Source organism: Archangium lansingense (genome assembly GCF_026626635.1).
In the GTDB taxonomy this organism is placed as follows: domain Bacteria; phylum Myxococcota; class Myxococcia; order Myxococcales; family Myxococcaceae; genus Archangium; species Archangium lansingense.
Genome location: NZ_JAPNKA010000001.1, coordinates 6,303,800 through 6,314,266, shown reverse-complemented (window position 1 = coordinate 6,314,266; position 10,467 = coordinate 6,303,800). Strand labels below are relative to the sequence as shown.

The 10,467-nt window shown below is 67.1% G+C and carries 8 protein-coding genes; 3 read left to right on the top strand and 5 right to left on the bottom strand.

The window, feature by feature from the left end:
- Positions 1–228 precede the first annotated feature (228 nt).
- Genes OV287_RS25765 through OV287_RS25755 form a run of 3 tightly spaced genes read left to right on the top strand, consistent with a single transcriptional unit; the run spans position 229 to position 2,757 of the window.
- The gene (locus OV287_RS25765; protein ID WP_267536691.1) at positions 229–759 is read left to right on the top strand and encodes a hypothetical protein; all 531 of its coding nucleotides are present in this window, start codon (positions 229–231) and stop codon (positions 757–759) included.
- Entirely contained in the window at positions 756–1,766 is a 1,011-nt protein-coding gene (locus tag OV287_RS25760; RefSeq protein ID WP_267536690.1) for a M28 family peptidase, read from the top strand. Before OV287_RS25765 ends, OV287_RS25760 begins: the two co-directional genes overlap by 4 nt.
- 10 nt (positions 1,767–1,776) lie before the next feature.
- On the top strand, positions 1,777–2,757 hold the full coding sequence (locus OV287_RS25755) for an aldo/keto reductase (protein WP_267536689.1): 981 nt from the start codon (positions 1,777–1,779) through the stop codon (positions 2,755–2,757).
- Between the two features lie 11 nt (positions 2,758–2,768).
- On the opposite strand, the gene OV287_RS25750 is transcribed toward OV287_RS25755, so the two are convergent.
- From OV287_RS25750 to OV287_RS25730, 5 genes are all read right to left on the bottom strand, one after another.
- Entirely contained in the window at positions 2,769–3,674 is a 906-nt protein-coding gene (locus OV287_RS25750) for a T6SS immunity protein Tli4 family protein (protein ID WP_267536688.1), read from the bottom strand.
- Between the two features lie 123 nt (positions 3,675–3,797).
- A complete protein-coding gene (locus OV287_RS25745) occupies positions 3,798–5,345 on the bottom strand; it encodes an esterase/lipase family protein (RefSeq protein WP_267536687.1) in 1,548 nt (515 codons plus the stop codon).
- Positions 5,346–5,380: 35 nt separating this feature from the next.
- Positions 5,381–7,867 carry a type VI secretion system Vgr family protein gene (locus OV287_RS25740; RefSeq protein ID WP_267536686.1) on the bottom strand — a complete coding sequence of 829 codons (2,487 nt, stop codon included), beginning with the start codon at positions 7,865–7,867 and terminating at the stop codon, positions 5,381–5,383.
- Between the two features lie 120 nt (positions 7,868–7,987).
- Positions 7,988–8,959 (bottom strand): FHA domain-containing protein, encoded by a 972-nt coding sequence (locus OV287_RS25735; RefSeq protein ID WP_267536685.1) that lies wholly within the window; start codon positions 8,957–8,959, stop codon positions 7,988–7,990.
- Positions 8,947–10,278 (bottom strand): trypsin-like peptidase domain-containing protein, encoded by a 1,332-nt coding sequence (locus OV287_RS25730; protein WP_267536684.1) that lies wholly within the window; start codon positions 10,276–10,278, stop codon positions 8,947–8,949. Before OV287_RS25730 ends, OV287_RS25735 begins: the two co-directional genes overlap by 13 nt.
- Positions 10,279–10,467: the final 189 nt, after the last annotated feature.

The following is a 10,467-nucleotide window of genomic DNA, read 5'->3' as shown; positions in this document are numbered from 1 at the left end:
GGGTCCTCACGAGCAGGGCTCGGAAGGCGCGAGGAAACCAATGCCGCAACCACACGACCGCGAGGGGCCGAGCGGTTCCAACTGGCTCATCGTGCCCCCTGTTTCAGGCGCGCAACCTTAGACTCTCGGCCTGCCACACTCCAAGACTCCCTGTGTGTGAGGCCGGGCGCCTGCTGAGACTCCGGGCGCGCGCCCCTTTACTGGGAGAGAGGATAGAGTGCCGCACCCATGCGCCATTGGATGATGCTTGTCGCCGCGCTCCTTCCGGGGATGGCCGCGGCCTCCGGACATGAGCTGTCGCTCGGGGGAGCCCTGTTCTCCACGAGTGGCTTGTCGCTCGCCCTTCCCTACCGCCCGGGCTTCGAAGCCGCTTACGCGTACCAGTTCGATACATGGCGGCTGGGGGGCGGCGTGCGTTGGAACCTCGGTGGTGGCTCACCGCCGCTCGAGGTCTACGCCCGAGCCCAGCTCACCGCGGACATGGGTGTATGGCGGCCGGCGGTGGGCCCGGAGCTGGGCCTCAGCGGGCTGCGCACCGTGGGCCCGGCTCCGACCGGCTATCCCAATGACTACCAGAGCACCCGGGCCGGGCTCTTCGGACCCGCCTACGTGGCCATCCACGCCGCGCCCTTGCGCTTCGCCTTCGGCCGCTTCACCGCGAGCACCCTGGAGCTCCACTGGGGCACCCTGCTCACACCCCGGCCGGGCTCCGTGCTGCGCCTGCAGCTCGGCCTGCTCCAGGTGGGGGTGATGCTGTGAGAGCCCTGTCCACCGCCCTCCTGCTGCTCGCCGTGAGCGCCTGTACCTCGGCTCTTCCCATCGAAGAGGCCGCCATCACCCAGGCAGGAGACTTCGCCGCGGGCGTCGAGAAGTCCCGCCTGGTGTCGGACGTGGATTCACTGGTGGCTGCCCACCTCGAGGACACCCCGATCGATTGCAGCAACTTCGACTTCGATACGCTCGACACAGAGATCCATCCGGTGTGCCACATCACCCGCGAGAAGGCCCGCCAGCTCATCCAGCGGCGCTTCGAGGAGCTCGGCTACACCGTCATCGCGCAAGACGTGGAGGGGCCCACCTTCCCGACCACCAACGTCATCGCCGAGCTGCGCGGCACCGAGCGCCCCGAGGAAGTCGTGGTGGTGGGGGCGCACTACGACGCCTTCTTCTCGGGTGCGGACGACAACAGCTCGGGGGTGGCGGCCATGCTGGAGCTGGCGCGGCTGGCGGCGGGCAAGCGCTTCGCGCGCACCGTGCGCTTCGTGGGCTTCGATCTGGAGGAGCTTGGGCTGGTGGGCAGCACGCGTTATGTGCGCTCGCACCCGGATGAGGAGCTCGTGGCCACCATCGTCTTCGACTGCATTGGCTACAGGGATCCGCGCCCCGGTGCCCAGCAGGGGCTGCCCGGCTTCCCCATTCCCAACACGGGTGACTTCATCGCGGTCATCGCCAACGAGCAGTCCCGTCCCCGGCTGGAGGAGCTGCACGCGCTGGGGAGTCAGCTGGAGTTCGTCCCGCTCCGGGGCGCGCTGGCGCCGATCGACGGCTCCGGTCCCTTCTCGGGCAACCTCATGCGCAGCGATCACGCCCCCTTCTGGCTGGCGGGCCACAGCGCCCTCTTCGTGACCGACACCGCCAACTTCCGCAATCCCCACTACCACCGCGACACGGACGTCCCCTCCACGCTGGACCCCGACTTCCTCGCAGGCGTCACCCGGCTGTCCGCCGCGGGGCTCGCCTACTGGGCAGAGGGTCCACAGCAATGAAAGGTCCGAGATGAAATACGCCAACCTGGGCCATACCGGCCTGAAGGTGTCCCGCATCTGCCTGGGGTGCATGAGCTATGGCACGCCCGAATGGCGCCCGTGGGTGCTGGACGAGGAGTCCTCGCAGCCCTTCTTCCGGCGAGCGGTGGAAGCCGGCATCAACTTCTTCGACACAGCGGACATGTACTCGCTGGGGGTGAGCGAGGAGGTCACCGGCCGAGCGTTGCGCCACTACGCGCGGATGGAGGAGGTGGTGATCGCCACCAAGGTCTACTACCCGATGACGGACCGGCCCAACATGGGGGGCTTGTCGCGCAAGCACGTGGTGCAGGCCTGCGAGGCGAGCCTGAAGCGGCTCGGGGTGGAGACGATCGATCTGTACCAGATCCACCGGATGGATCCGCACACGCCGCTGGAGGAGACGCTGGCCGCGTTGGATCAACTGGTGCGGCAGGGCAAGGTGCGCTACCTCGGCGCAAGCTCCTCGGCGGCGTGGAAGTTCGCCAAGGCGCTGAGCCTGTCGGAGCGCAACGGGTGGGCGCGCTTCGTCTCGATGCAGAACCACTACAACCTCGTCTACCGCGAGGAGGAGCGGGAGATGATGCCCCTGTGCGAGGCGGAGGGCATCGGGGTGATTCCCTGGTCCCCGCTGGCGCGCGGGCTGCTGGCGGGCACGCGCAAGTCGCTGGATGATCGGCAGGCCACGGCGCGAGCGGGCTCGGACGCATTCGCGGTGGCGCTCTACGACAACCCGCACGACTGGGACGTGGTGGAGGCGGTGAAGCAGGTGGCCTCGGCACGGGGGAACACGCCCGCCGAGGTGTCCCTGGCGTGGCTGCTGTCCAAGCCGGCCGTGGTGGCGCCCATCATTGGCGCCACGAAGCTGGAGCACCTGGACGCGGCCATCCGCTCGGTGGACGTAACGCTCACTCCGGACGAGGTGAAGGCGCTGGAGGCGCCCTACCAACCGCACGCCGTGCGCGGAATGTAGCGCTCGCGGAGCTACAAGCCCGCGGGGCGCACGGAATCGAGCACCTGGTTCCAGACAGCAACCTTGGCGTCGTCCTGGTCGAGGTTGCTCTCCATCTCGATGGACATCTTCGGGTGGCTGCCGGACTTCGCCTCTCCGGCGTACGTCCACAGGCAGTAGAGCTGGCGCTTCTTTCCCTCGGTGTAGCGGAGGATGAGCTCCTCGCCCTCGAGCCCGGCCACCTTGCGGGACTTGTACTTCTGGGTGACGAGGCTGCCCTGCATGGTCTCGCCGGCCAGGGCCAGGGAGTCGGAGAGCCGGTCCATGAGGCTCTGCTTCTTCACCTGGCTGACCGTCTTGGTGGTGATGGCCAGCTTGAGCCCGAGCGGGTGCCCCTCGAAGCGCGCCTGGGCCTCCTCCTTGAACTTCATGGGGAGGCTGACACGGCCGTAGTTCAGGTAGAACCAGTCCTTACCGGGAACGGGCCACTTCTCCTGGGCCTCCAGCGGCCGGTACGACTGGGCCACCTCGGACAGGCGTGCCGCCCACTCGCTCTCGCGATCCAGATCTCCGTCGATCTGCATCCACACGTCCACCGGTCCGCTGTTCAGCAGCCCGCCCCAGGAGACGAGCTCCGGGTTGTCGTCCTCGTGGAAGAGCACTCCGCGCAGGCCGGGCGCGAGCTCCCGCTGGCCACGAATCTCTCCCCGAGAGTCCGTGGGGATCTCCCGCTCCAGCTTGAGGGCCTCGATCCGGGCCAGCCGCGCCTTCCACACGTGCGTCCGGGCCTCGGCGTCGGGCTCCTTCCAGAACACCTCGTCCAGGGAGACGTACTGGAGCGAGAAGGAGCCGGCCTTGCGCACCATGGAGGTGGGGACCTCCAGGCAGAAACGACCGACACAACTGCGGACGACGGGCTCTGCCGGCTGGGAGCTCATGCGTACTTCCTCCGAAGGGGGACTGCTGCGTGTGCAGGAGGCGAGAACCAGCAGGAGCAGGCTCAACGCAGCCCTGGGGCTCCTGCGTGGCAGAGGGAACGGGGGCGAGGGCATCGGGGCGGGCTATCCCTGGATGCGCTTCTTGACCTTGCCGCGGATGTACTTCTCGATGGCCTGGAGGGTGAAGTCGGTGGCCACCTTGTCCTGGTAGGCGGGCTCGTGGGCAATCTTGGGAACGCCCGTGGCGTCGTTCTTGAGCCCCTTGCCGGAGGACTCGGGCACGGTGCCATCGCCCGCGCCATCCGGAGGCTGCAGGGTGACCAGGAGCTTGGCGTCGTTCAGGGTGATCTCCGCCTCGAAACCACCGCGGGACTTCCACCAGTCAGTGGAGGTGATGGCCTCGTAGCCGAGATAGACGGCCGCGCCCCAACCCCCGGCGATGGCAGCGGCCATTTCCCAGGTCCAAATCACCCGGAAGAACTCTCCGGCCTTCTTCATGAAGCCATTGGGGGACAGCTTGTAGAGGACGCGATCCGCCGTGAGGTGCTCCTTGCCGGAGCCGTAGAAGACGGAGGTCTCCGCGTTGGGACTGAGCCCGACGCGATCATGGAAGGCCTTGGTCTTGTCCACCAACTGGGTGTAGCCGGCCCAATGCGTCTTGGCGGAGGTGGGGCTGTCCTCGTCCTCCCCCGGCGCCAGGAACGCGGGATTGACCAGCCGCCAGTACTGCTTCTGTTCCTTATAGATCTCCGCGTACGGGTCGCCGCTCTTGGGGAGCGCGGCCATCTGCTTGCCGGTGTGGTCCTCGAACTGGAGCCACTGCTTGGAGCCATCATTGGCGGTGTAGTGATGGCTGGGCAGGAGCTGCATGCCTCCGGGCATGTTGGCCAACAGGGCGGTGACCTCCTCGCCGTTGGTCCCGAGCACCCAGGCCGCGGGAATGGACATCAGGTTCGTGCGCTCGAAGCCAGCCTTCATGCGCCAGTAGGCGGCGGCCGCGCCGGTGACAGGCTGCACGCCATGGACGATGCCCAGCACCTTGGCATTGGCACCGTGCTCGATGCAGGCCGAGCGCGTCACCAGACCACCCATGGAGTGGGTGACGATGATGACGTGCTCGCAGGCGTTCTTCTCGACGATGTCGTCGATGAAGGCCTTGAGCTTCTTGCCCGCGGTGGTGTTGGAGCCCGTCCAGTTGTACCCGAAGGCGTAGACGGGCATTTTGAAGCACAGGCGTGCCAGGGGGCTCCACTTCTGGGTGTGGAGGGCGGTGAGGATCGCTCCGTAGCTACTCCAGGAGACGCCGCCCCAGCCCCGCTCGTCCGCTCCCGGGAAGTCCTCCAGCTTGTCTTCGTTGTGATCCTCGTCGTCCAGGTAGGTCTCGAGGAAGTTCTCATTGAACTTCTTGCCGACGACCATCTCCTTCTTGTCCTCGGCGTCCCTCCAGGCCAGGCCGTACTTGCGCAGCATGAAGAGCGCGTCGTCCGGATCCCAGACCTTCTCGCCCTTCGAGTTCTTCAGCCGGGTGCCCATGATGCCGGGCACGAAGACGATGGGGATCGTTTCCCGGACGACGACGAGCTGGTTCTTGGCTCCCTGCTTCATGCCCTTCATGGGCTTGAAGAGCTGGTGCCACTGGATCTCCGCCTTGTTCTCTTCCGGTGGGGACATGCGCGTCTCTCAGTGGGAATGCGAGGCTCGGGGGTTCACTCCGCCAGCTTGGCCAGGTCGGGGAAGGAGATCTCCGACTGGCCGGGCTTGGCCTCGGCAACACTCGCGGCCCCGCCGCCATCCACCTTGCCCGACTTCGTGGAGCCATCGGGCAGCTTCACCTCGAACTTCTGGCCCGCCAGCGCGGTGCTGTCCGCCATCTCCATCTCCACGTGGACCGAGTTCTTGACCTTGTCCTCCTGGAGGGCCTGGATCTCCTTCAGCTTCACGGACTTGTCCTTCATCGAGCCGGCCGGCTCCATCTTCACCTTGCCGCCCTTGACCTTGATGTCCGAGCCGTCGACGGTGAACGTCTTGGGCGCGAAGTGCACCTTGCCGGACTTCTCCATGCTGAGGATGAGCTTGCCGTTGACCACCAGGGAGAACTTGTCCGCCTTGAGCTCGAAGGACTTGGCGAGCGCCGACGTGGCCTCCTTGACGCCCAGCTCGTGCTTCTTGCCCACCTGGCCCTTGAAGTCCTTTCCGAGCGTCTCTGAGACCTGGCCTTTGATCTCGGTCTTGTAGTCGCCGCCCACCTTGACCGAGGTGTCCTTTTCGACCATCTCCTGGCGGCTTCCGACAACGAACTCGGAGAGGGCGCCACCGACCTGCACGGACTTGAGCCCGCCGACGGCCTCGGTCTTCGCCAGGGCCACGTTGATCAGATAGGAGCCGCCCACGCTGAGCGCCTTGGCCGCGCCAACGGTCTCGCTCATCGCCTGGACGACGGATGCGGTGACATTCTTGGACACCGTCATGGACTGGTTGCCCTCCACGTCCTCATCGTGACTGCCGATGGTCCGCGTGGAGCGGTTGCCCGTCACCTGCAGGGTCTGATTGCCCTCGATGAGACTGCCATCGTCCAGCACGACGCGGAGGGATTGATTGCCATCCACCGTGCGGGAGCGATCCTTCTTCACCAGCAAGTCCTCGTAGGCACGAACCAGCTGGTCCTTGTCGTTCTCGGTGGTGAGGTCCTCGTCCTTCTGTCCGTGGACGAAGATCTCCTCCTCACCCGCGGCGTCTTCTATCCGGAACTCGTTGAAGCCGTCGCTGCCCAGGCTGGAGGCGCTCTTGAGGGTGGACTTCGTCTTGTCGTCCGGCAGCGCGTAGGGCGTCGGATTGCTTCCGTTGTACACGGTGCCCGCGATCAGCGGCCTGTCCGGGTTGCCCTCCAGGAAGCGAACAACCACCTCCTGCCCCATTCTCGGCAGGTACAGCGCACCCCACGCCGGGCCACCCCACGCCTGTCCCACGCGCACCCAGCACGAGGCCTTGTCGTCCCGCTGGCCCTCCCGGTCCCAGTGGAACTGCACCTTGATGCGCCCATGGTCGTCCGTGTGGATCTCCTCGCCCCCTGGCCCCACCACCGTCGCCGTCTGCAACCCGGGGATGTGCGGCAGGGGCGTCGTGCGCCTGGGCCGGAAGGGCACGCTGGACGGCATGCACTTGAAGCTGTTGCGGTACAGCTTGCCGAGCGCTTCCCTGCTCCCCCGCGTCTCCGGCTGCCAGCCCGAGTGCACCACCTCCACCGCCACGTACTCGCCGGCGTGGACGCCCGCGTCCTCCACCTCGAAGCGGTAGCCCGGCGTCAGCCGCGGGCACACGCCCTCGCCCTCCAGCGTGCGGGCCGCCTGCACCGCCTCTTCCAGCCGCACCTTCGCCGCGCCCTTGCCAACTCCCGGCGCCACGTACTCGCCCGGGTAGTCGTACACCTCCAGCGAGGCCTGTCCGTTGCTGGAGTCCTGCGTCTTGCCTGACACGTCCAGCGAGGGCTTCTCGAAGTCGTAGTCCTTCAGGTGCACCTTGCCCGGCCTCAACCGGTGCACCCGCTGCAGCGAGGAGAGGTACTCCTTGTCCTCGGCCAGGCCCTCGTTCTCCCGCAGCGGCAGCTTGGCTCCGCTCGGCAGCGCCTCGTGCACGTTGGGCTTGTCGCCCACCACCAGCAGGTGCCCGTCCTCCGTGTGCTCGAAGAAGTAGAAGAGACCCTCCCACTCCATGAGCCGGCTCACGAAGGCGAAGTCCGTCTCCCGGTACTGCGTGCAGTACTCGCGCGCCTCGTAGCTGCCGCTCAGCGACAGCTTCACCTTCACGCCCCCCTCCTCCAGCACCGCCTTGATGATCTGCGGCACCGCCTGGGCCTGGAAGATGCGGCTGCGCTTCACCTGCGAGAGCCACCACGCCCCGGGCACCACCCAGGCCCGGTAACGCCAGCGACCACCGTGCTTGCCCAGCGAGTCCAGCGCGCGCACCCGCCCGTGGACCCACCGCGTCTTGTCCTCGGGCAGCCGTACCGTGAGCAGCGCCTCGCTGCCCAGCAGCTCCTCGGACTCCAGCGGCACGTCCTCCAGCGGGTGGAAGTCCACCTGGAACTCATAGAGGCGGCTCAGTGCCTCGCGGCCCGAGAAACCACTGACTACCAGGGCCTCCGGCTCCTGAGAGCCGATTCGCAGCGTAAAGGCGGGTGTTACGGGCGCTCCCATGGGTGCCCCCCTCAATCGATCCTGTGCGTTCGACGGCACAGGATAGCAGAGCAGGGCGACCTTCCTCAGCGATCCTTGAAAAGTTTAGCGGAGGGAGACGGTTCTTCCCTGCCTGGATGCTCAGGGAGCCTCCTTCGCGAGCGCGTCCACGTCCTCCTGGAGTTCCTGGGTGCCCTCGAAGAAGGAGTCCACCGACTTGGAGGGCACCACCTGGAAGGAAGGCGGCAGCAGGGTGCGGTCGAAGTCGATGGTGGAGGAGAAGTCCTCCTCGCCCAGCAGCGAGTCCGCCTGGGTGAGGGCCCCGAAGCACACGAGGATGACCGCGAGCATGAGGGCGAGCCGCTGGGGCTCCGCGCGCGTCACGTAGCGCAGGTGCCAGAAGAGCACGAAGCCCATCCATCCCAGGTACCCGGCCAGGTAGAGCCATCGCACCCAGGCGCCCAGTCCCAGGCTGTACGTCAACAGCCCGAGCAGCAGCGGGATGACCAGCAGCCCCAGCAGCCCCAGGCTCCCGATGGTGCCATGTGCGCCAAAGTGGAACACGCGCCGTGCCACCTTGCTCGCCACGGACCAGAGCCCCGCCCAGACGAAGGAGGCGAACACCGGCACGACGACCGCCAGCGCCAACGAGCCCCAGTCCGTCTTCTGGTAGTTCGTCAGGTACTCGTGGAGGAGGAAGATCACCACCGCCACCGCCAGCATCACAGGGAAGGCGAAGGGCAGCTCGAAGGGACGGCCCCGGGGTGCCACGGGAATGGCGGTGATCCGCGTGTCCTCCACCGCGTGAGACCGGCTGCGGAAGCGCAGCACCGTGTCTCCCACCGCCACCCGCGCGTCGTCCGTGAGCTCCAGCTCCGCCAGCCGGGTCCAGGGCTCCACGCGGAACGTGCCATTGTGGCTGCCCACATCCCGAAGCACCAGCCGGCCGTCCTCGGTGCGCTCAATCCGCAGGTGCGAGGCCGACACCTTTGGATCATCCAGGATGACGTCGTTGGTGTAGCCGCGCCCCACCGTCACCGGGAAGCGCTCCAGCCGGTGCCGGGCGTGTACGTCCTCTCCTTCCAGCTCCTCCAGGAAGATCACTTCGTCCACGCGAGCGCCTCCAGGTAGCGGCGAGCGAGGGCGCGCGCGTTGTCCGCGGAGAACCCCGCCAGGGTCAGGCTCGTCTGCACGCCCGAGGTGCTCGCATTGGTGGTTGCCGCCCGGAGCGCCAGGTCATACAGCCCGGGGAACTTCTTGTAGGCGCGCAGGCACAGGGCGGTGCGCGTGGGGATGCCACCCACCTTCACGAAGTCCACGCGGCAGCGGAAGTTCGTCACGTCCTCCTTGGTGGCGTCCACGCCGCCCGGATCATTGCTGAAGGTGGCCTCGTAGAGCGCCGCGAAGCGCAGGGCCCCGAGCTGCTCGCTCGACACGTAGGCGTGGTCATAGGCCAGCACGCCGGTGCGGTGCTCTCCGCTCAGGAAGATGTCCTCCTCGGAGGAGCACTGGTAGCTGGTGATGGTGTAGGGGTTCTCTGGCTGGTGGGGGGTGTCACCCCAGCACTTGAGGAAGGGCAACCAGCGGCCGGGCACGCGATAGTCCCCGAGCTGTTGCGTCGGGAGGGGCGCGGCCAGGAGCCGATCGGTGATGCGCTGCTGGTTGTCCAGGAGCTGCGCGCCCACCACGGCCAGCAGGGCCGAGGGGCTGCTCTCCTTCACCTCACGCGCCCGCTTCAGCAGCTCGCGGGCATGCGCCACAGGCACCAGGAAGCCGAGCTGGTTGCCCATGGTGGACACGTTGATGCCGATGACCTGGCCATCTCCCGTCACCGTGGGGCCACCGCTCATGCCGGGGTTGATGGCACCGCTGAAGTGCACCTTGTCGTAGAGCGCGTCCTGCACGAGGCCGTTGTAGGTGCCCTCGACGATGGTGGTGCCCAAATCATGCGGGTTGCCCATGGCGTACAGCCGGGTGCCCTGAGGCGGCTCCTTTGGCGCCAGCTCGAACCTGTCCTTCACCGGCTCGTCCTGCTGAATGACGGCCAGGTCATGCACCACGTCCACGTCCACCACCCGGACGGGCACGGCCTCGGCGTCCTTGCCCTCGCGCACCACCTCGGCGGTGTAGTCCTCCGGGTGGAGAACGATGTCGGAGATGACGTGGTAGTTGGTGAGGGCGTGCCCCTCGGCGCTCACGAAGAACGCCGAGCCGATGGACGACCGGGTGCCGCTGCGCCGCTCGATGATGCGCACCTGGACCACGCGGCCCTTGAGGCGCTCGAAAAGCTCATGGGTGGCCGGAGGCAGCGTGGCCACGGGCAGCGGAGGCACAACGGCCGGAGTACCCGCATCCGGCGCATCCCCGGTAAGGGCGTCCGCGGTCGGGACCGGAGCCTGGGCCAACGCGGCGAGGAGGAGGATCGTCAACATGCGGGGCACACACTAGCGGAAGCACCTCGCCCCCTGTCCCTTTCCCGACGCCGGGTGGGCGCATCGCCAGCATGGGGAATTCCAGGAATAATGAGATTTTCCGCCTCTCGTCTCCAGGGCAGGCGGACGGCCGGAGGTTCTGCCCGGGGTGACACCCGCTCCACCTTCAGAGCAGGCCCCAAGAGTCCC

What these genes read in the sequence shown, in the direction of transcription:
- OV287_RS25755 (WP_267536689.1), top strand. Translation starts at nt 1,777, where the DNA reads ATGAAATACGCCAACCTGGGCCATACCGGCCTGAAGGTGTCCCGCATC.
- OV287_RS25745 (WP_267536687.1), bottom strand. Translation starts at nt 5,345, where the DNA reads ATGTCCCCACCGGAAGAGAACAAGGCGGAGATCCAGTGGCACCAGCTC.
- OV287_RS25730 (WP_267536684.1), bottom strand. Translation starts at nt 10,278, where the DNA reads ATGTTGACGATCCTCCTCCTCGCCGCGTTGGCCCAGGCTCCGGTCCCG.
- OV287_RS25765 (WP_267536691.1), top strand. Translation starts at nt 229, where the DNA reads ATGCGCCATTGGATGATGCTTGTCGCCGCGCTCCTTCCGGGGATGGCC.
- OV287_RS25750 (WP_267536688.1), bottom strand. Translation starts at nt 3,674, where the DNA reads ATGAGCTCCCAGCCGGCAGAGCCCGTCGTCCGCAGTTGTGTCGGTCGT.
- OV287_RS25740 (WP_267536686.1), bottom strand. Translation starts at nt 7,867, where the DNA reads ATGGGAGCGCCCGTAACACCCGCCTTTACGCTGCGAATCGGCTCTCAG.